This window comes from Streptomyces sp. NPDC006384 (assembly GCF_042870695.1).
Lineage (GTDB): Bacteria > Actinomycetota > Actinomycetes > Streptomycetales > Streptomycetaceae > Streptomyces.
The window spans coordinates 69,184-89,293 of the sequence record NZ_JBIAHR010000002.1 but is presented as its reverse complement, the minus strand read 5'-3'; the positions used below and the strand labels follow the sequence as shown (position 1 = coordinate 89,293).

General features: G+C 72.2%; 20 protein-coding genes and 1 tRNA gene. 16 read left to right on the top strand and 5 right to left on the bottom strand.

Features of this window, described 5'->3' with window-relative positions:
- Positions 1-52 precede the first annotated feature (52 nt).
- Positions 53-667 (top strand): PH domain-containing protein, encoded by a 615-nt coding sequence (locus ACFYOJ_RS02460; RefSeq protein WP_356550273.1) that lies wholly within the window; start codon positions 53-55, stop codon positions 665-667.
- A gap of 87 nt (positions 668-754) precedes the next feature.
- Here the strand turns inward: ACFYOJ_RS02460 and ACFYOJ_RS02455 are convergent, their stop codons facing one another.
- The 4 genes from ACFYOJ_RS02455 to ACFYOJ_RS02440 form a co-directional block, all read right to left on the bottom strand.
- Positions 755-1,168 carry a PIN domain-containing protein gene (locus tag ACFYOJ_RS02455; RefSeq protein ID WP_356550271.1) on the bottom strand — a complete coding sequence of 138 codons (414 nt, stop codon included), beginning with the start codon at positions 1,166-1,168 and terminating at the stop codon, positions 755-757.
- A complete protein-coding gene (locus tag ACFYOJ_RS02450; protein ID WP_356550269.1) occupies positions 1,165-1,428 on the bottom strand; it encodes a CopG family transcriptional regulator in 264 nt (87 codons plus the stop codon). The genes ACFYOJ_RS02455 and ACFYOJ_RS02450 overlap by 4 nt, the downstream gene beginning before the upstream one ends.
- A gap of 363 nt (positions 1,429-1,791) precedes the next feature.
- Positions 1,792-2,268: a hypothetical protein gene (locus tag ACFYOJ_RS02445; RefSeq protein WP_356550267.1), complete on the bottom strand. Its 477-nt coding sequence runs from the start codon at positions 2,266-2,268 to the stop codon at positions 1,792-1,794.
- Positions 2,268-2,684: a hypothetical protein gene (locus ACFYOJ_RS02440; protein WP_356550265.1), complete on the bottom strand. Its 417-nt coding sequence runs from the start codon at positions 2,682-2,684 to the stop codon at positions 2,268-2,270. Before ACFYOJ_RS02440 ends, ACFYOJ_RS02445 begins: the two co-directional genes overlap by 1 nt.
- A 290-nt stretch (positions 2,685-2,974) precedes the next feature.
- On the opposite strand from ACFYOJ_RS02440, the gene ACFYOJ_RS02435 reads away from it, so the two are divergent.
- Positions 2,975-3,337: a hypothetical protein gene (locus ACFYOJ_RS02435; RefSeq protein WP_356550263.1), complete on the top strand. Its 363-nt coding sequence runs from the start codon at positions 2,975-2,977 to the stop codon at positions 3,335-3,337.
- Positions 3,338-3,573: 236 nt separating this feature from the next.
- Here the strand turns inward: ACFYOJ_RS02435 and ACFYOJ_RS02430 are convergent.
- A tRNA-Arg gene (locus ACFYOJ_RS02430) sits at positions 3,574-3,645 on the bottom strand.
- 223 nt (positions 3,646-3,868) lie between these two features.
- Here ACFYOJ_RS02430 and ACFYOJ_RS02425 point away from each other — a divergent pair.
- From ACFYOJ_RS02425 to glyA, 14 genes are all read left to right on the top strand, one after another.
- Positions 3,869-4,342, top strand: a complete 474-nt coding sequence (locus tag ACFYOJ_RS02425; RefSeq protein ID WP_356550261.1) for a response regulator — start codon at positions 3,869-3,871, stop codon at positions 4,340-4,342.
- Positions 4,343-4,469: 127 nt separating this feature from the next.
- A complete protein-coding gene (gene nrtL / locus ACFYOJ_RS02420) occupies positions 4,470-5,528 on the top strand; it encodes an ArgS-related anticodon-binding protein NrtL (RefSeq protein WP_356550259.1) in 1,059 nt (352 codons plus the stop codon).
- Positions 5,529-5,546: 18 nt separating this feature from the next.
- Positions 5,547-6,938: a diaminopimelate decarboxylase gene (lysA, locus tag ACFYOJ_RS02415; protein WP_356550258.1), complete on the top strand. Its 1,392-nt coding sequence runs from the start codon at positions 5,547-5,549 to the stop codon at positions 6,936-6,938.
- Positions 6,939-7,100: 162 nt separating this feature from the next.
- Positions 7,101-8,393 carry a homoserine dehydrogenase gene (locus tag ACFYOJ_RS02410; protein WP_356550256.1) on the top strand — a complete coding sequence of 431 codons (1,293 nt, stop codon included), beginning with the start codon at positions 7,101-7,103 and terminating at the stop codon, positions 8,391-8,393.
- A gap of 6 nt (positions 8,394-8,399) precedes the next feature.
- Complete coding sequence (gene thrC / locus ACFYOJ_RS02405; protein WP_159328455.1) at positions 8,400-9,458, top strand: threonine synthase; 1,059 nt, start codon at positions 8,400-8,402, stop codon at positions 9,456-9,458.
- A gap of 373 nt (positions 9,459-9,831) precedes the next feature.
- A complete protein-coding gene (gene thrB, locus ACFYOJ_RS02400; protein WP_356550254.1) occupies positions 9,832-10,761 on the top strand; it encodes a homoserine kinase in 930 nt (309 codons plus the stop codon).
- A 411-nt stretch (positions 10,762-11,172) separates the two neighbouring features.
- Positions 11,173-13,227, top strand: coding sequence for a transcription termination factor Rho (gene rho / locus ACFYOJ_RS02395; protein ID WP_356550253.1), 2,055 nt, complete (start codon positions 11,173-11,175; stop codon positions 13,225-13,227).
- Positions 13,228-13,619: 392 nt separating this feature from the next.
- Positions 13,620-14,768, top strand: coding sequence for an LCP family protein (locus ACFYOJ_RS02390; protein WP_356550251.1), 1,149 nt, complete (start codon positions 13,620-13,622; stop codon positions 14,766-14,768).
- A 122-nt stretch (positions 14,769-14,890) separates the two neighbouring features.
- Complete coding sequence (gene rpmE / locus ACFYOJ_RS02385; RefSeq protein WP_015657814.1) at positions 14,891-15,112, top strand: 50S ribosomal protein L31; 222 nt, start codon at positions 14,891-14,893, stop codon at positions 15,110-15,112.
- 105 nt (positions 15,113-15,217) lie between these two features.
- The gene (prfA, locus tag ACFYOJ_RS02380; protein ID WP_356550249.1) at positions 15,218-16,294 is read left to right on the top strand and encodes a peptide chain release factor 1; all 1,077 of its coding nucleotides are present in this window, start codon (positions 15,218-15,220) and stop codon (positions 16,292-16,294) included.
- A gap of 94 nt (positions 16,295-16,388) precedes the next feature.
- Positions 16,389-17,228, top strand: coding sequence for a peptide chain release factor N(5)-glutamine methyltransferase (gene prmC / locus ACFYOJ_RS02375; RefSeq protein ID WP_356550248.1), 840 nt, complete (start codon positions 16,389-16,391; stop codon positions 17,226-17,228).
- Between the two features lie 50 nt (positions 17,229-17,278).
- Positions 17,279-17,926 (top strand): L-threonylcarbamoyladenylate synthase, encoded by a 648-nt coding sequence (locus tag ACFYOJ_RS02370; RefSeq protein WP_356550246.1) that lies wholly within the window; start codon positions 17,279-17,281, stop codon positions 17,924-17,926.
- Positions 17,923-18,600, top strand: coding sequence for a protein-tyrosine-phosphatase (locus ACFYOJ_RS02365; protein WP_356550244.1), 678 nt, complete (start codon positions 17,923-17,925; stop codon positions 18,598-18,600). The genes ACFYOJ_RS02370 and ACFYOJ_RS02365 overlap by 4 nt, the downstream gene beginning before the upstream one ends.
- Before the next feature lie 179 nt (positions 18,601-18,779).
- Positions 18,780-20,024: a serine hydroxymethyltransferase gene (glyA, locus tag ACFYOJ_RS02360; protein ID WP_356550242.1), complete on the top strand. Its 1,245-nt coding sequence runs from the start codon at positions 18,780-18,782 to the stop codon at positions 20,022-20,024.
- The last annotated feature ends 86 nt before the right edge of the window (positions 20,025-20,110 follow it).

The following is a 20,110-nucleotide window of genomic DNA, read 5'->3' as shown; positions in this document are numbered from 1 at the left end:
CGGGAGCGGGCGTCGCGCACCTGTCCGGCTGGCAAGGAGGAACGGAGCGGGCATGACCACGAGCCGATCGGAACGCAGGCGCCGGGCCGGCCGGGAACGGCGCGCCCGCCAGGAGCGGCTGGCCGCCCGGGCGGTCGCGCCCGACCGGCCGCTGGTGTGGCGGGCCGGCCGGGGCGGCCGCATCGCCGGGGCGGCCTGCTACCTCCTGTTCGCCCTGTACATGGCGCATCCGGGCCCGGCGACCCCGGGAGCTCTCTTCTTCGCGGCATGGAGCTCCCTGGTCGCCGCCTGGGTGTGCTGCCGGCTGGCCCTGTGGCGGGTCACCGCCGACCGGGACGGCGTGTACGTCCGCCGCATGTGGTCGACGCGCTTCCTGCGCTGGTCGGTGATCAGCCGCGTGGACCTGCGTCACGACGGCGTGCTCGAGTTCACCGGCCCCGAAAGCCCGCTCCTGACGGGGATGTTCGCGCCCCCGTGGCTGTCCCGCCTCACCGGCCGCTCCGAGTCCGCCGGCGAGGCGGCGGCCGACACCCTGACGGTCATGGCCGCCCACGAACACCTGCGCCCCACCGCGAAGTCCCCGTCCCCCACCCGCACGGGCTTCGCCCTGTGGGCCGTCCCCCTGGGCCTCACCCTGCTCCTGACGACAGCCCTGGGCCACCTCTGACACACACCGGGACCCGGAAATGAGCTGACGGCAGCATGTTGACCCACGAATGCGGCCTGCTCACGTGGCGCGGCTGTCAGCCGGCAGTCAGATCTTGATGACCGCGGCCTGCGTGCCGCACAGCGTTGTGAGGTCGTCAGGGTCGGAGGTGAGGATCGTGACGGGCCCTGGTGAGGCGAGCGCGGTAGCGGTGAGCATGGCGTCGATGGCGTGCTTGTGGCCGTGCAGGCCGGCGTCGGCGAGGAGCGCGACGGCGTGGCGGGCGATGGGCTCCGTGATCGGTTCGATGACGAGTCGGGAGAGCGTCCATTCCAGGGCCGGGCGGTTGATGCGGGGATGGACCACTTCGACGAGGGTGGCCGCCGAGGTGATCACCCGCAGGTCGTCGGCGCGGGCCAGGGCCAGCCAGGCAGTGACCGTACGGTCGCGAAGGACGGCCTTGGCGAGCCCTTCGCTGTCGAGGACGAGGGTGCCGCCCGGGACTGCGGGGGAGCGGGTCACGCTGCGCTCGTCCCGCGCCGGGTCTGCTCGCGGCGAGCCTGGTCGAGCTGATGGCGCAGTGACTGGATCTCGTCGTCCGTGACGGGTCCGTGCTCGGCTTCGGCGACGGTGATGAGTTCGTTGAGATTGTCGCGTTCGATCTGGCGGGCGACGGCGGCGGCCACGTAGGCGGACAGGCCGGAGGGGCCGCTGCGGGCCTTGGCGGCCTCGGCGATGTCACGCGGCATGGTGATCGAGTACTTGCCGGTGGGCTCACTCATGCTACCCATCCTACCCATTATCCTCCCGACCCAGGGCCTTCTGGCCGGCACGGCTGCCGTAGGCGACGTGCTGCGCCCGAGGCACGTACGGCCCATCCAGCCCTACCCGAGCACGGTCAGCAGTGCGAACGGACCCAGTACCACCGGGTCCCTCTCCTCGTTCGGCTCGTACATGGCTCGCGCCCCCATCCGTGTCGCACCCTGGAACCGGGATTCGCCGGCGGTGCGTGAGGGCCCCGGAGGGGCCCGGCACGTGGGAGGGCCGCGTCCGGCCGACGGCGCACACAGCTCGTCGCCCGGTCCGCGGCGGGTGATCCGCTTCCCTGCCGGGGTCGGAGCAGGCCGGGAAGCCGGGCGGCCGGATCAGCGCGCGTACTGGCCGAGAACCGCCCCACGAGGGAGCAGCAGCGGCTGAAGTTCCCGGCGCAGCAGATCGGCGTCCGGCTCGGGCAGCCTCAGCGACGCGCGGCGCATACGGACACTCCAGCTCCTGGGCTCGGGGAAGACCTGGAGATGCGGGACGAGGTCGGCGAGGGCCACCCCTTCATGGCGCGGGGCGAGGCCGTGCACCTGCAGGGTGCAGCCGGAGGTGAAGACCCGATCGCCGAACGCGACCGGGTCCGGGAGCGCCACGACCTCGGAGGTGACCGTTGCCAGACCCATGATCCGTCCGCGGTCGCGCCCCGGGTTCCGAAAGCACCCCCTCGTCGTGTAGAGGAGGATCTCGTCGCCCTTCTCCGGAAGCCCGGTGGTGCGGCGGGCGGGGAAGGCCATCCGCTGGTTCTCCAGCACCCAGGCCAGGGGCTCACGGTCACTGATGATGATCAGGTGCGTGGCCATCAGGCCCCGCCTCGCACCTGCTCGCGCAGGTCCTGGAGACGGACATCGGGGTCGTCCTTGAGGACGTACTTGCCGTAGCCGTTGATGTCGACCCCGGTCTGCGCCTTGAGCGCCGGCGAGGGCTTGGGGAACGCGCGGCCGTCCTCGATCTCGATCCAGCCGTCCGCCGTCACCGTGGCCTCGTGGGTGAGCCCTCGGCGCGGCTGGACGTGGACCAGCTTGTCCCCGGCCTTCAGCAGGCCCGCCTTGATGAGGGGCATCAAGTCCCCGGGGCGGCGCTTCGCCACGGCGCTCGACGAATGCCCGGAACCACCGAGGAGCAACCGCCGCAGCACGTCGTTGGGGGTGTCCACCAAGGGTTCGCACCGGCTCTGCAGAAAGGCGAACACCTCGTCGTCGATCTCGATGGAACGCATTGGCGACACGACTGGACCCCACCCATCTCTAGACACTGAAGCGCCAAAGTTTGCCAGACTGGAAGTTTTGATGCAAGTCTGGGTGCGTTTCGGGCGGAACAGGGAACTTGCGGGAGTCGGCGCTCGTCCTCGATCGGGTGGCCTCGGTCCCGGTCCTTCGGACGTGAGGCCTCTGGCATGCGGGTGTCTCCCGGTGGCACGACTCCGGGGTACCTTCATCGTCCCCACCCGGTCCTCACGCTGCGGTTGAGGAGTGTCAAAATTCCCCCAGCGCAGAACAAGGGGGGGATATGCAGGATCAGCGTGCTGCCATTCTGAGCGAGATTGATGCCGACCGCGGGGTCACCTCGGTGTCGATGGGTTGGCTTCGGGAGCGTTACGACCCGGAGTGGGGACGTCTGAGCGCCAGTCGAGCCGCAGAGATCAGCCGTTGGCTTGTGAAGCAGGAGGTCGCGCACCTCCCGTCGCCGCTGCCCTCGAGAGAGGTGGAGGAGGTGGTGCTCTACAGGCCGTCGTCTCCGGTCGGCGTGTACATCAACGCGGCGCGCTTGGAAGGCCCCTTCAAGCATCGCCCAGCCGCGGCTGCATACTTCCTTCAGGGCATCGCGCAGAGGCTGAGTGGCACTGCGCAGACGGAGACGAAGCGCGACTGACGACGACTGAAGAGCCCTCGGGACGCCTGCCGGGTTCAGAGGGTGAGTCTCAGCGCGTGCGCCGCACTGGCGTCGTCTTGTGTTGTCCGACCTGCCGCAAAACCCACCAAGATCACTACGTCATCATTGCGTGATCATTGGCAGCGGCTGCCTTTGGCGGCATTTGCCTGTGTATAAAAAAGACCTCACCGTCAGCATCTCTGCTGGTGGTGAGGTCTGGGCACACTTGCACAGTGTGCCCCCGGCAGGATTCGAACCTGCGCACACGGCTCCGGAGGCCGTTGCTCTATCCCCTGAGCTACGGGGGCGTGTCGGCCGGGGAGCTGTTGCTCGCGGCGACGGGTAGAACACTACCAGCTCGCCCGGGGTGCTCATGAACGGGTTTTCCCGTCGCGTCGTACACCCACGGCACGCCCGTGTCCGGGCCGGCGGCGGCGCGTGGGTGTCAGCCCGTGAGGGCGTCGTCCCTCGCGCGGGGCGGAAGTGGGGAAAAGCCGGACGCGGTGGCGGGGCCGGACCTACTCTCGAGTTGTGCCTAGGGCGTCTGGCCGAGTTCTTGTTGTGGACGACAACAAGGTCATCCGGCAGCTGATCAGGGTCAATCTCGAGCTGGAGGGCTTCGAGGTGGTGACCGCGGCCGATGGGGTCGAGTGTCTGGAAATCGTCCATCAGGTGCGACCCGACGCCGTCACGCTGGACGTCGTCATGCCGCGGCTGGACGGGCTCCGGACGGCCGCACGGCTGCGTGCGGACTCCCGGACCCGTGGGCTGCCGCTCGCCATCGTCAGCGCCACCACCCGGCACGAGGTCGACGCCGGGGTGGACGCGGGGGTCGACGCCTTTCTGGCCAAGCCCTTCGAGCCGACCGAACTCGTGCGCCTCGTAAGGCAGTTGGTCGAGGGCCGGGGCGCCGGGGGAGCGGGGGCGGCGATGCCCGGAGGCGGAGGCGTGCTCGGGGTGGGCGGGGAGAGCGAGTCGCCCGCCCAGGCGGGGCCGGCCGGGTAGTCCCGGGGAGCGGAGCGGTGCCGTCGGCGGTGCGGCGGGACCGGTGCCGGCGGGGCGTCCGTCCACATCCCGGGACTGTGCGAAACCGGTTCGCCCACCCACCCCCCTCCTCCCCTACGCTTGACCCGTGACCCCCGTAGAGCTCTCCCGCACCGTGCTGCACGCGGTACGTCGTGCCGTCGACGCGGGTGAGTTCGAGGTGGCCGTTCCCGAGCGGGCCGTGGTCGCTCCGCCGGGCCCCGGAGGGTGCGGCGACTACGCCACCGGCATCGCCCTCCAGCTCGCCCGCCCGGCCGGACAGCCCCCCCGCCGCGTCGCCGAGGTGCTGCGGTCGTATCTCGTCGACGCCGACGGCATCGGCGACGTCGTCCTCACCGGCCCCGGGTTCCTCAACATCAGCCTCCACGGCGCCGCCCCCGCCGGCCTCGTCGAGGAGATCCTGCGACGCGGCACCCGGTACGGACACACCGACGGCCCCGACGGCCCCGACAGCAGGCTCGTGCGGCTGCACTGCGCCCACGACCTCCGTGCCGTCGTCGTCGCCGACGCCGCCGCCCGCATCCTGCGCTCCCAGGGCGTCCGCGTCCGCACCGGCTGCACCGCCCCGCCCGACCCCGAGTGGACCGCCACCCTCGGCGTGCGCGTCGACGACACCGGGCCCGCGCCCGCTGCGCCCGCCGTCACCGTGCGGCCCGTCCCCGCCCCCCGCGCCCCCGACCCGCTGCGCCTCGGCCGCGACGCCTGCCGCTGGGCCCTGCTCCACCCCGCCGCCCACGACCGCCCCCGGACCGGCGACGAGCACCTCGTCCAGCGCGAGAGCAACCCCCTCTTCCGGGTGAGGTACGCCCACGCCCGCACCCGCGCCCTCTCCCGCAACGCCGCCGACCTGCGCTTCGCCCCCGCCCCCGGCCCCGTCGCCGAGGACGTCCAGGACATCCTCGCCGCCCTCGGTGACCACCCCCGCGTCCTCGCCGCCGCAGCGCGGCACCACGCGCCCGACCGGCTCGCCCGGCACCTCGTCACCGTCGCCGACGCGGCACTGCCCTTCCTGCCGACCGTGCTCCCCCGCGGGGCGGAGAAACCCTCGGCCGCCCACCGCGCCCGGCTCGCGCTCGCCGAAGCCGCCGGGACGGTGCTGGCCGGCGGCCTGTCCCTCCTCGGTATCGACGCACCCGACCATCTCTGAGAGAGCACCGAAGACGCCATGAGCCGTTCCGCACACCCCGCCGGGCCCCGTCACGCCGACGTCCTCCCCGAGGGGCACTACTCCGCGCCGCCCGCCGACCTCAACGCCCTCGACCCCAAGGTCTGGTCCCGGACCGTCGCGCGCGACGCCGACGGGACCGTCACCGTCGGCGGGATCCCCGTCACGCGGCTCGCCGAGGAGTACGGCACCCCCGCCTACGTCCTCGACGAGGCCGACTTCCGGGCCCGGGCACGGGCCTGGCGCACCGCCTTCGGCGACGACGCCGACGTCTTCTACGCCGGGAAGGCGTTCCTGTCCCGGGCCGTGGTGCGGTGGCTGGACGAGGAGGGGCTGAACCTCGACGTGTGCTCCGGCGGCGAGCTCGCCACCGCGCTCTCCGCCGGGATGCCGGCCGAGCGCATCGCCTTCCACGGCAACAACAAGTCGCCCCAGGAGATCGAGCGGGCAGTGCGGGCCGGGGTCGGGCGGATCGTGCTCGACTCCTTCCAGGAGATCGTCCGCGTCGCCCACATCGCGCGGGAGCTCGGCAGGCGCCAGCGCGTGCAGATCCGGATCACCGTCGGCGTCGAGGCCCACACGCACGAGTTCATCGCCACCGCCCACGAGGACCAGAAGTTCGGCATTCCGCTGGCCGGCGGGCAGGCCGCCGAGGCCGTACGGCGGGCGCTGCAACTGGACGGGCTCGAGCTCATCGGGATCCACTCCCACATCGGGTCGCAGATCTTCGACATGTCCGGCTTCGAGGTCGCCGCGCACCGCGTCGTCGGACTGCTCAAGGACATCCGGGACGAGCACGGCGTCGAGCTGCCCGAGATCGACCTCGGCGGCGGCCTCGGCATCGCGTACACCAGCGACGACGACCCCCGCGAGCCGCACGAGATCGCCAAGGCGCTCACCGAGATCGTGACGCGGGAGTGCGAGGCGGCCCGGCTCGCCACCCCGCGCATCTCCGTCGAGCCCGGGCGGGCCATCGTCGGCCCCACCGCCTTCACGCTCTACGAGGTCGGCACCGTCAAGCCGCTGGAGGGGCTGCGCACCTACGTCTCCGTCGACGGCGGCATGTCGGACAACATCCGCACCGCCCTGTACGACGCCGAGTACAGCGTCGCCCTCGTCTCGCGCGCCTCCGACGCCGGGCCCATGCTCGTCCGGGTCGTCGGCAAGCACTGCGAGAGCGGTGACATCGTGGTGAAGGACGCCTTCCTGCCGAGCGACCTGGCACCGGGCGACCTCATCGCCGTACCCGCCACCGGGGCGTACTGCCGGTCCATGGCCAGCAACTACAACCACGCGCTGCGGCCGCCGGTCGTCGCCGTGCGCGACGGTGAGGCACGTGTCGTCGTGCGGCGCGAGACGGAGGAGGATCTGCTGCGTCTCGACGTCGGATGAGACGTCGAGAGCGGGGCCGGACTCATGCCCGGGGGAAGATCTTCCGCCCGTCACCCCTGCGAAAATGAAATAAATGTCTCAGGATCCGGACGAATCGAAGAAAATCCCGTCCGGTGCATGAGACTGGTCCCACCGTCGAAGGTATGAAGGAAACGAGGTCGGATGATGCGTACGCGTCCGCTGAAGGTGGCGCTGCTGGGCTGTGGAGTGGTCGGCTCAGAGGTGGCGCGCATCATGACGACGCACGCCGACGACCTCGCCGCCCGCATCGGGGCCCCGGTGGAGCTCGCCGGGGTCGCCGTCCGCCGGCCCGACCGGGTGCGTGAGGGCATCGACCCCGCCCTGGTCACCACCGACGCCACCGCCCTGGTCAAACGCGGGGACATCGACGTGGTCGTCGAGGTCATCGGCGGCATCGAGCCCGCCCGGACCCTCATCACCACCGCCTTCGCGCACGGCGCCTCCGTCGTCTCCGCCAACAAGGCCCTCCTCGCCCAGGACGGCGCCGCCCTGCACGCCGCGGCGGAGGAGCACGGCAAGGACCTCTACTACGAGGCCGCCGTCGCCGGCGCCATCCCGCTGATCCGCCCGCTGCGCGAGTCCCTCGCCGGTGACAAGGTCAACCGCGTGCTCGGCATCGTCAACGGCACGACCAACTTCATCCTCGACGCCATGGACACCACCGGCGCCGGGTACCAGGAGGCCCTCGACGAGGCCACCGCCCTCGGTTACGCCGAGGCCGACCCGACCGCCGACGTCGAGGGCTTCGACGCCGCCGCCAAGGCCGCCATCCTCGCCGGGATCGCCTTCCACACGCGGGTGCGCCTCGACGACGTCCACCGCGAGGGCATGACCGAGGTCACCGCCGCCGACTTCGCCTCCGCCAAGGAGATGGGCTGCACCATCAAGCTGCTCGCCATCTGCGAGCGGGCCGCGGACGGCGCGTCGGTCACCGCGCGCGTGCACCCCGCGATGATCCCGCTCAGCCACCCGCTGGCGAGCGTGCGCGGCGCCTACAACGCCGTCTTCGTGGAGTCCGAGGCCGCGGGGCAGCTCATGTTCTACGGGCCCGGCGCCGGCGGCGCGCCGACCGCGTCCGCCGTGCTCGGCGACCTCGTCGCCGTCTGCCGCAACCGGATCGGCGGTGCCACCGGGCCCGGCGAGTCCGCCTATGCCGCACTGCCCGTCTCACCGATGGGCGACGTCGTCACGCGCTACCACATCAGCCTCGACGTCGCCGACAAACCGGGCGTCCTCGCCCAGGTGGCGACCGTGTTCGCCGAGCACGGTGTCTCCATCGACACCGTGCGGCAGTCGGGCAAGGACGGCGAGGCCTCCCTCGTCGTCGTCACCCACCGAGCGTCCGACGCCGCCCTCGGCGGCACCGTCGAGGCGCTGCGCAAGCTCGACACCGTGCGGGGTGTCGCCAGCATCATGCGGGTTGAAGGAGAGTAACGAGCAATGACCCACCAGTGGCGCGGAATCATCGAGGAGTACCGGGACAGGCTGCCCGTCTCCGACAGCACGCCCGTCGTGACGCTCCGCGAGGGCGGCACGCCGCTCGTGCCCGCGCAGGTGCTCTCCGAGCGCACGGGCTGCGAGGTCCACCTCAAGGTGGAGGGCGCGAACCCGACCGGGTCCTTCAAGGACCGCGGCATGACCATGGCCATCAGCAAGGCCAAGGAGGAGGGCGCGCAGGCCGTCATCTGCGCCTCCACCGGCAACACCTCCGCCTCCGCCGCCGCGTACGGCGTGCGGGCCGGGATGGTCTCCGCCGTCCTCGTGCCGCAGGGCAAGATCGCGCTCGGCAAGATGGGCCAGGCCCTCGTGCACGGCGCGAAGATCCTCCAGGTCGACGGCAACTTCGACGACTGCCTCACGCTCGCCCGCGCGCTCAGCGACAACTACCCGGTGGCGCTGGTCAATTCGGTCAACCCGGTGCGCATCGAGGGACAGAAGACCGCCGCCTTCGAGATCGTCGACATGCTCGGCGACGCCCCCGACATCCACGTCCTGCCGGTCGGCAACGCGGGCAACATCACCGCGTACTGGAAGGGCTACAAGGAGTACGCCGCCGACGGCGTCAGCACCAGGAAGCCCCGCATGTGGGGCTTCCAGGCCTCCGGCAGCGCCCCGATCGTGCGCGGCGAGGTCGTCAAGGACCCGTCGACCATCGCCACCGCCATCCGCATCGGCAACCCCGCCTCCTGGGACTTCGCGCTCGCCGCGCGGGACGAGTCGGGCGGCGCCATCGACGAGGTGACGGACCGTGAGATCCTGCGCGCCTACCGGCTGTTGGCCTCCCAGGAGGGCGTCTTCGTCGAGCCCGCGTCCGCCGCGTCGGTGGCCGGTCTGCTGAAGGCCGCAGAGCAGGGCAAGGTCGACCCGGGCCAGCGCATCGTGTGCACCGTCACCGGCAACGGCCTCAAGGACCCGGACTGGGCCGTCGCCGGCGCCCCGCAGCCGGTCACCGTCCCGGTCGACGCCGCCACGGCGGCCGAGCGCCTCGGCCTCGTCTGAGACACCTCGCCCGGGCCCCGGCGGGGCGGCCACGCCGTCCCGCCGGCCGGAAAAGCGCCGATACACCGGCGCGAACGGGCGTAAGCGACGTCCAGCCGGGAAAAAGTCCTTCACGTGGGGGGCACAGGGGGCTTACGACACGCATCGTGCGCCTCCTGTGCGCCCTATGTCGCCGCAGAACCTTCCTTCGATAGGCTGTACCGAACCCGCCCGCCGCATATGCCGCGGTACCGCGCCGTCTCCGCGGTCGGCAAGCGGCAGTGGTGCGGTCGCCCGTCCGGCAGGCAGCGGCGGCCCCGGGGGATCTGTTCGTCACCGAATACCGATCGCACGGCATTCGACAACCACGCAGCTCAAGGAGAGTCATCGAGCGATGGCCGGTCCAGCGTTCCGCGCCGCCGCCGTCCGGGTGCGCGTCCCCGCCACCAGCGCCAATCTCGGCCCGGGCTTCGACGCCCTCGGCCTCGCGCTGGGCTTGTACGACGACGTGGTCGTCCGGGTGGCCGACTCCGGGCTGCACATCGACATCGCGGGTGAGGGCAGCGAGACGCTGCCGCGCGACGAGAAACACCTGCTCGTACGCTCCCTGCGCACCGCCTTCGACCTCCTCGGCGGACAGCCGCGCGGTCTGGAGATCGTCTGCGCCAACCGCATCCCGCACGGCCGCGGCCTCGGCTCCTCCTCCGCCGCCATCTGCGCCGGCATCGTCGCCGCCCGCGCGGTGACCATAGGCGGTGAGACCCGCCTCGACGACGACGCGCTGCTCGACCTCGCCACCGAGATCGAGGGCCACCCCGACAACGTCGCGGCGTGTCTCCTGGGCGGCTTCACCCTGTCCTGGATGGAGTCCGGCGCTGCCCGGGCGATCAGGATGGAGCCCGCCGATTCCATCGTTCCGGTGGTTTTCGTCCCCGGGAAGCCGGTGCTGACGGAGACCGCGCGCGGACTGCTCCCGCGCACCGTCCCGCACGTCGACGCCGCCGCCAACGCCGGCCGCGCCGCCCTGCTCGTCGAGGCCCTGACCAGGCGCCCCGAGCTGCTGCTGCCGGCCACCGAGGACCGCCTCCACCAGGAGTACCGCGCGCCGGCCATGCCGGAGAGCGCCGCGCTGGTGGACAGGCTGCGCGCCGACGGCGTCCCGGCGGTCATCTCCGGCGCCGGACCCACGGTGATGGCACTGGCCGACGCCGGCACGGCCGACAAGGTCGAGGCGCTGGCCGGCACGGACTGGGCCGCCAACCGGCTCGGCCTGGACCAGCAGGGCGCGGTCGTCCTGCCGCTGGCGACCTCCGGCGACAGCTAGACGCGCACGGTCGCCGGATTTCGAGAGGGGGAATGTTTGTTGGATCCGGTAGTGTTAATCTCAAGTCTGCACCCGACCCCACCATGGCGAGGTGCCTCGTGTCCCCGTCCGGGACAGACATTCTTCCGGGAGCCCCCCAAGCCGCATTGTGTGCTGGACGCCGTACGTCGTCAGTACGGCCGACACGGACACTGAGCGGCCCGCCGGGCACGCTCCGGAACCGGCGCGACCACACCGCGTGACACAGACACTGGGTGCCACGGTCAGGGGAAGCGCCATCACCAGATATCTCTTCCGCCGTTTGGGCGGACCACCGCCCCGGCACGGTCCACACAGCAAGGACCGAAGCCGGACAGCACAACCGGTCGCCGAGCCAGACAGGCCGACGTCCGCTCCAGGGAAGGACCCTTCGTGAGCGACACCACCGATCTGATGGGCGCACGTGTCGAGGAGACCGCTGCCGCGCCCGCCACGGACGCCTCCGCGCCTGCCACCGGTGCCGGCTCCCGGCGGCGCCGCGGTACCGGCCTCGAGGGCATGGTGCTGGCCGAGCTGCAGCAGGTCGCGTCCGGCCTCGGCATCAGGGGCACCGCGCGGATGCGCAAGAGCCAGCTGATCGAGGTCATCAAGGAAGCGCAGGCCGCCGGGGGAGCCCCCGCCAAGGCCGCGCCCGCCGCGGACGCCGCCGGCGAGACCAAGCCGAAGCGCCGCGCCACCTCCCGGACCCGTACGGGCGACGAGAGCGCCGCCGCCGACAAGGCCGGCAAGGCCGAGAAGAAGGCGGACAAGGCCACCGACAAGGCCGTCGCCCAGCAGCAGATCGAGATCCCCGGCCAGCCCTCCCCGAAGGTCCCGGCCGCCGAGGCCGGCGCCCCCGCCGACGAGGCGCCCTCCGAGCGCCGCCGCCGCCGTGCCACCGCCGACGCGGGCAGCCCGGCCGCCGCCGCGACCGACACGGTCGTCGCCGACACCAGGACCGAGCAGCGCAACGACTCCTCCGCGCAGCAGACGCAGCAGCCGCAGTCCCAGGGCCAGCACCAGGGCGACGGACGGGGCGACGCCGGTGACGGCGAGGGCCGCCGCCGCGACCGCCGCGAGCGCGGCCGCGACCGTGACCGCGACCGTCGCGGCAAGGGCGACGACCAGCAGCAGAACCAGGGCGGCGGTCAGCGCCAGCAGCAGGGCGGCGGCCGCCAGGACCGTCAGCAGCAGCAGGATGACGACGACTTCGAGGGCGGCCGCCGCGGCCGCCGCGGCCGCTACCGCGACCGCCGGGGCCGTCGCGGGCGCGACGACATCCAGCAGGAGCCGCAGATCAACGAGGACGACGTCCTCATCCCGGTCGCCGGCATCCTCGACATCCTCGACAACTACGCGTTCATCCGGACCTCCGGCTACCTGCCCGGCCCCAACGACGTGTACGTCTCCCTCGCCCAGGTCCGCAAGAACGGCCTGCGCAAGGGCGACCACATCACCGGCGCGGTCCGCCAGCCGAAGGAGGGCGAGCGCCGCGAGAAGTTCAACGCGCTGGTCCGCCTCGACTCCGTCAACGGCATGGCGCCCGAACACGGCCGCGGACGCCCCGAGTTCAACAAGCTGACGCCGCTGTACCCGCAGGACCGCCTCCGCCTGGAGACGGACCCGGGCGTGCTGACGACCCGCATCATCGACCTCGTCTCGCCCATCGGCAAGGGCCAGCGCGGTCTGATCGTGGCCCCGCCGAAGACCGGCAAGACCATGATCATGCAGGCGGTCGCCAACGCGATCACCCACAACAACCCCGAGTGCCACCTGATGGTCGTCCTCGTCGACGAGCGTCCGGAAGAGGTCACCGACATGCAGCGGTCGGTGAAGGGCGAGGTCATCTCCTCGACCTTCGACCGCCCGGCCGAGGACCACACCACGGTCGCCGAGCTGGCCATCGAGCGCGCCAAGCGCCTGGTGGAACTGGGCCACGACGTCGTCGTGCTGCTCGACTCGATCACTCGCCTGGGCCGCGCGTACAACCTCGCCGCCCCGGCCTCCGGCCGCATCCTGTCCGGTGGTGTCGACTCGACCGCCCTGTACCCGCCGAAGCGCTTCTTCGGTGCGGCCCGCAACATCGAGGACGGCGGCTCGCTGACCATCCTCGCCACCGCACTGGTGGACACCGGGTCCCGCATGGACGAGGTGATCTTCGAGGAGTTCAAGGGCACCGGCAACATGGAGCTCAAGCTCGACCGCAAGCTCGCCGACAAGCGCATCTTCCCGGCGGTGGACGTGGACGCGTCCGGCACCCGCAAGGAAGAGATCCTGCTCGGCAGCGACGAGCTCGCCATCACCTGGAAGCTGCGCCGGGTGCTGCACGCGCTCGACTCGCAGCAGGCGATCGAACTGCTCCTCGACAAGATGAAGCAGACCAAGTCGAACGCCGAGTTCCTGATGCAGATCCAGAAGACGACCCCGGCGCCCGGCAACGGCGACTGAGGACCGTCGGCGACGACGCATCGGTGGAAGGGCCGCTCCCGGCGAGGGAGCGGCCCTTCCCGCGTCCGCGCACCCGCGCCGCCCGCCACCCGCGGTCTGCCGCCCGCCGGTCCCGGTGAGAGACGTTCACCACACGCAACGTCACCGGCGCGGACCCCGAAGGGCCCGCAGTCCTGGAGAAAACCGCAGGTGAGCGCCGTGTCCCCGCTCCTTCCGGACACGTTCCGTCACCGTTCTCCCGGCCGGGAGCCACAGACGCCTGTGCCACCCTGTGCCGGGTTTCTCCGCCTCAGCCGCGGAGGGACGATGGTGAGGTGACGGCCGGTACCCGGCCGGACCGCAGCCGACCCTGGACCAGGGGGTACCCGACCGGACCGAGAACCGAGGAGCACATGGCAGCCGAGAGCACGCCGGACCCCGCCATACCCGGCCCCGGACAGTCCCGCGCCGACGGGCCCCGCCGCGGGGGCAGGGGACGCCGCCGCAGGCCCCGCGGCAGACGGCACAAGGCACTGCTCGCCGCGGCCTGGACCACTGCGGGCATCGTCGTCCTCGGCGGCACCGGCGCCGGAGTCCTGTACGTCAAGCTCAACGGCAACCTCACGAGCGTCGACATCGACCAGGTCCTCGGCACCGACCGGCCGAAGAAGGCCGGCAACGGCTCCGAGAACATCCTCGTCCTCGGCTCGGACACCCGCGCCGACGGCAACGGGAAGCTCGGCGGCGGCACCGACGACGGCACCGCCCGCTCCGACACGGCGATGGTCGTGCACGTCCACAAGGGCCACAAGAAGGCCAGCGTCGTCTCCATCCCCCGCGACACCCTCATCGACCGCCCCGAGTGCACCGGCACCGACGGCGAGAAGCACCCCGCCGCCACCGACGTGATGTTCAACTCCGCCTACTCCACCGGCGGCGCCGCCTGCGCCGTGAAGACCGTCGAGTCGCTCAGCGGACTGCGCATGGACCACTACCTCGAGGTCGACTTCAGCGGCTTCCGGCAGCTCGTCGACGACCTCGGCGGCGTGGAGATCACCACCACCGAGGACATCGCGGACCCCGACAGCCACCTCGACCTGAAGGCCGGCACCCACCGGCTCGACGGCGAACAGGCCCTCGGCCTGGTCCGCACCCGGCACGGCGTCGGCGACGGCTCCGACCTCGGCCGCATCCAGCTCCAGCAGGCCTTCGTCAAGGCCCTGGTCCACCAGGTCGAGAACGTCGGCGTCCTCGCCAACCCCAAGAAGCTGTACGACATCGCCGACACCGCCACCAAGACCCTCACCACCGACTCCGGCCTGGGCTCGGTGAACTCCCTGATGTCCTTCGCGGGCGGCCTCAAGGGCATCGACCCCGGCGCCATGCACATGGTCACCATGCCGGTCGTCTACGACCCCGCCGACGGCAACCGCGTCCTCGTCGAGGAGACCAAGGCCCGGCAGGTGTGGACGGCCCTGGGGCAGGACCGGCCGATCCCGGCCGCGGCCCTGGAGGACACCGCCACCGGCGAGGCCGGGGACGTCGTGGACGCCGCGGAATAGATACCCCCGCCCCCCGGTTTGGGGAGTAGGCGCCAGTCCTGGCAGACTGGTACGTCGGCCCCGGTTCACGCCCCCGCATCCCGCGGGAGCGACCCGGCGCCCTCCCGAACCTAGGAGACACCTTGAAGCGCGACATCCACCCCGAGTACGTCGAGACGCAGGTCAGCTGCACCTGCGGCGCGTCGTTCACCACCCGCAGCACCATCGAGTCCGGCACCATCCGGGCCGAGGTCTGCTCCGAGTGCCACCCGTTCTACACGGGCAAGCAGAAGATCCTCGACACCGGTGGCCGTGTGGCCCGCTTCGAGGCCCGCTTCGGCAAGGCCGCCGGCTCCAAGAAGTAGCGAGCCCCCATCGCCGGTCCACGGCCGCGACCCCAGCCGGGGGAGCGCCGGGACCGGCGTTTTTGGTCGCCCGCCTTCCCCTCACCGCAGTAGCAGGAGCCCAAGATGTTCGAGGCCGTCGAGGAACTCGTCGCCGAGCACGCCGACCTGGAGAAGAAGCTCGCCGACCCGTCGGTCCACTCCGACCAGGCCAACGCGCGCAAGCTGAACAAGCGGTACGCCGAGCTCACCCCGATCGTCGCCACGTACCGCTCCTGGAAGCAGACCGGTGACGACATGGAGACCGCGCGCGAACTCGCCGCCGACGACCCGGACTTCGCCGCCGAGGTCAAGGAGCTGGACAAGCAGCGCGAGGAGCTCACCGAGAAGCTCCGCCTCCTGCTCGTCCCGCGCGACCCCAGCGACGACAAGGACGTCATCCTCGAGATCAAGGCCGGTGCGGGCGGCGACGAGTCGGCGCTGTTCGCCGGCGACCTGCTGCGCATGTACCTGCGCTACGCCGAGCGGGTCGGCTGGAAGACCGAGATCATCGACGCCACCGAGTCCGAGCTGGGCGGCTACAAGGACGTCCAGGTCGCCGTGAAGACCAAGGGCGGCCAGGGCGCCACCGAGCCCGGCCAGGGCGTGTGGGCCCGGCTGAAGTACGAGGGCGGCGTGCACCGCGTGCAGCGCGTGCCCGCGACCGAGTCCCAGGGGCGCATCCACACCTCCGCGGCCGGCGTGCTCGTCACGCCCGAGGCCGAGGAGATCGACGTCGAGATCAACCCGAACGACCTGCGCATCGACGTCTACCGGTCCTCCGGCCCCGGCGGCCAGTCCGTCAACACCACCGACTCCGCCGTGCGCATCACGCACATCCCCACCGGGGTCGTCGCCTCCTGCCAGAACGAGAAGAGCCAGCTGCAGAACAAGGAGCAGGCCATGCGTATCCTGCGCTCCAGGCTGCTCGCGGCGGCGCAGGAGGAGGCGGAGAAGGAGGCCGCGGACGCCCGGCGCAGCCAGGTCCGCACCGTCGACCGCTCCGAGAAGATCCGCACGTACAACTACCCGGAGAACCGCATCTCGGACCACCGCGTCGGCTTCAAGGCGTACAACCTGGACCAGGTCCTGGACGGCGACCTCGACGCGGTCATCCAGGCCTGCGTCGACGCGGACTCGGCGGCCAAGCTGGCCGCCGCGTAAGCACCGCCGTACCCACCCGCACCGGACCACAGCTCAGCCCCGGAGGACCAGCGTGCCGCAACATCACGGGGGGCGACCCCCGAACCCCCGCAGTGTGCTGCTCGCGGAGGTGGCCCAGGCCACCCAGCGGCTGGCCGCCGCCGGCGTGCCCTCGCCGCGCACCGACGCCGAGGAGCTCGCCGCGTTCCTGCACGGCGTCAAGCGGGGCCAGCTGCACACCGTGCCGGACGCGGACTTCGACGCCCGGTACTGGGAGGTCGTCGCCCGCCGCGAGGCGCGCGAGCCGCTCCAGCACATCACCGGCCGCGCCTACTTCCGCTACCTGGAGCTCCAGGTCGGCCCCGGCGTCTTCGTGCCCCGCCCCGAGACCGAGTCGGTCGTCGACTGGGCCATAGACGCCGTGCGCGCCATGGACGTCGTCGAGCCGTGCATCGTCGACCTGTGCACCGGCTCGGGCGCCATCGCGCTCGCCCTCGCCCAGGAGGTGCCGCGCTCGCGCGTGCACGCCGTGGAGCTGTCCGAGGACGCCCTGGTGTGGACCCGCAAGAACATGGAGGGGTCCAGGGTCGACCTGCGCCAGGGCGACGCCCTGACCGCCTTCCCGGACCTCGACGGCCAGGTCGACCTGGTCGTCTCCAACCCGCCGTACATCCCGCTCACCGAGTGGGAGCACGTCGCCCCCGAGGCCCGCGACCACGATCCCGAGATGGCCCTGTTCTCCGGCGAGGACGGCCTCGACCTGATCCGCGGCCTGGAACGCACCGCGCACCGCCTGCTGCGCCCCGGCGGGGTCGTCGTCGTCGAGCACGCCGACACCCAGGGCGGCCAGGTGCCGTGGATCTTCACCGAGGAGCGGGGCTGGGCCGACGCGGCCGACCACCCCGACCTCAACAACCGCCCCCGCTTCGCGACCGCCCGCAAGGCGACGCCGTGAGCACCCCGACGACCCCGACCCCGCAGTACGTGTACGAGGAGGCCCGCTAAATGGCTCGGCGATACGACACCAACGACGCGACCGACCGCGCGACCGGTCTGCGCGAGGCCGCGTCCGCCGTCCGCCGTGGCGAGCTCGTGGTGCTGCCCACGGACACGGTGTACGGCATCGGCGCCGACGCCTTCTCCGCGGAGGCCGTCGGCGACCTGCTGGAGGCCAAGGGCCGGGGCCGCAACATGCCCAGCCCCGTCCTGATCGGCTCCCCGAACACCCTGCACGGCCTGGTCACCGACTTCTCCGAGCAGGCCTGGGAGCTGGTCGACGCCTTCTGGCCGGGCGCGCTCACGATCGTCGCCAAGCACCAGCCGTCCCTGCAGTGGGACCTCGGCGAGACCCGCGGCACGGTCGCCGTGCGCATGCCGCTGCACCCCGTCGCCATCGAGCTGCTCACCGAGTTCGGCCCCATGGCCGTCTCCTCCGCCAACCTGACCGGCCACCCCGCGCCGGAGGACTGCGACGCCGCGCAGGCCATGCTCGGCGACTCCGTCTCCGTCTACCTCGACGGCGGCCCGACCCCCGGCAACGTCCCCTCGTCCATCGTCGACGTCACCCGCGAGGTGCCCGTGCTGCTGCGCGCGGGCGCGCTGTCCGCGGAGGAGCTGCGCAAGGTGGTACCCGATCTCGAGGTGGCGAATTGACAGCCCCTGAGACGGGGCGTGGCATAGGCACCGGGGAACGCGCCGCGGAGGTGACGACGACGTTCGGCTTTCCGCGCGACAGCTTCCGCATCCTCCACGTCAGCACCGGAAACGTCTGCCGCTCGCCCATCACCGAGCGGCTGACCCGGCATTTCGTGACGGAGCGGCTGGGCGTCCTCGGCAGGGCCCTCGTCGTGGAGAGCGCGGGCACCTGGGGCCACGAGGGCGCGCCCATGGAGGCGAACGCCGAGACGGTTCTCGCCGAGTTCGGCGCGGACACCTCCGGTTTCACCGGGCGCGAGCTCCTCGACGAGCACGTCATCCGCGCGGACCTCGTCCTGACGGCGACCCGCGACCACCGGGCCCAGGTCATCTCCATGGGCCACTCGGCGGGGCTGCGCACCTTCACCCTCAAGGAGTTCACCCGCCTGGTGAACGCCATCGACCCCGCGACCCTGCCCACCCTGGACGAGGGCGTGGTCACCCGCGCGCGTGCGCTGGTGCGTGCCGCGGCCGCGCTGCGCGGGTGGCTCCTGGCACCGACGGCGGAGGCCGACGAGGTGTACGACCCCTACGGGGCGCCGCTGCCGTTCTTCCGCTCCGTCGGGGACGAGATACACCAGGCGCTGGACCCGGTGGTGACGGCGCTGACGGGCGTGCCCGCGCGCGCCTGACGCGGGGCGGCCCCCGGACACCGGGAGCGGGACGGCCGCCCGCGGCGGTGACTGCCCGGGCGGCCCGGTCCCCCCGGGCCTACATTGGTCGTACATCACCACGGCGAGTGCGCCGAAGGGTCGCGCAGGCGCCCCGGAGGCGGACCGAGCCGGAAACAGCCGCACGCCCGGAGCGCACCATGTCGGTCACCCACGCCCCCGAGGCCGATGCCGGTGTCCTGCTGCGGCAGGACCCCGAGCTGGCCGAGATCCTGCTCGCCGAACGTCACAGGCAGTCGACGACGCTCCAGCTGACCGCCGCCGAGAACTTCGCGTCCCCCGCCGTGCTGGCCGCCCTCGGCTCCCCGCTGGCCAACAAGTACGCCGAGGGCTATCCGGGCGCCCGGCACCACGGCGGCTGCGAGATCGCCGACGCCGCCGAGCGGCTCGCCGTGGAACGCGCCCGGGACCTCTTCGGCGCCGAGCACGCCAACGTGCAGCCCCACTCCGGCTCCTCCGCCGTGCTCGCCGCCTACGCCGCCCTCCTGCGCCCCGGCGACACGGTCCTCGCGCTCGGCCTGCCGTACGGCGGTCACCTCACGCACGGCTCGCCCGCCAACTTCTCCGGCCGCTGGTTCCACTTCGTCGGTTACGGCGTGGACGCGGAGACCGGGCTGACCGACCACGACCAGGTGCGCACCCTGGCCCGCACCCACCGGCCCAAGGCGATCGTGTGCGGTTCCATCGCCTACCCCCGCCACCCCGACTACGCGGCCTTCCGCGAGGTCGCCGACGAGGTCGGCGCCTACCTCATCGCGGACGCCGCCCACCCGATCGGGCTGGTCGCCGGGGGAGCGGCGCCCAGCCCGGTGCCGTACGCCGACATCGTCTGCGCCACCACGCACAAGGTGCTGCGCGGACCGCGCGGCGGCATGATCCTGTGCGGGAGCGAACTGGCCGAGCGGGTCGACCGGGCCGTGTTCCCGTTCACGCAGGGCGGCGCCCAGATGCACACCGTCGCCGCCAAGGCCGTCGCCTTCGGCGAGGCGTCCGCACCGGCGTTCGCCGCGTACGCCCGCCAGGTGGTCGCCAACGCCCGCGCCCTCGCCGCCCACCTGGCCGCCGAGGGCCTCGTCGTCACCACCGGCGGCACCGACACCCACCTGATCACCGCCGACCCGGGCCCGCTCGGCGTCGACGGGCGGACCGCGCGGGGCCGGCTGGCCGCCGCCGGGATCGTGCTGGACTGCTGCGCGCTGCCGCACGCGGACGCCCGTGGCCTGCGCCTGGGCACCGCCGCGCTGACCACGCAGGGGATGACGGAGGGGGAGATGCGCACGGTGGCCGCGCTGCTCGCCGGGGTGCTGCGGGGCGCCACGGCCCCCGCCGCGGCGCGGGAGGCCGTACGGGAGCTGACGGCGGCGTTCCCTCCGTATCCGGGCTGAGGCAGGGTAGACGCACGCGTGTGCACAGCCGCTCGTGCAACCATCGTCGCTACCCGGAAGTCCTCACACATATGCGTCCCTCGCTA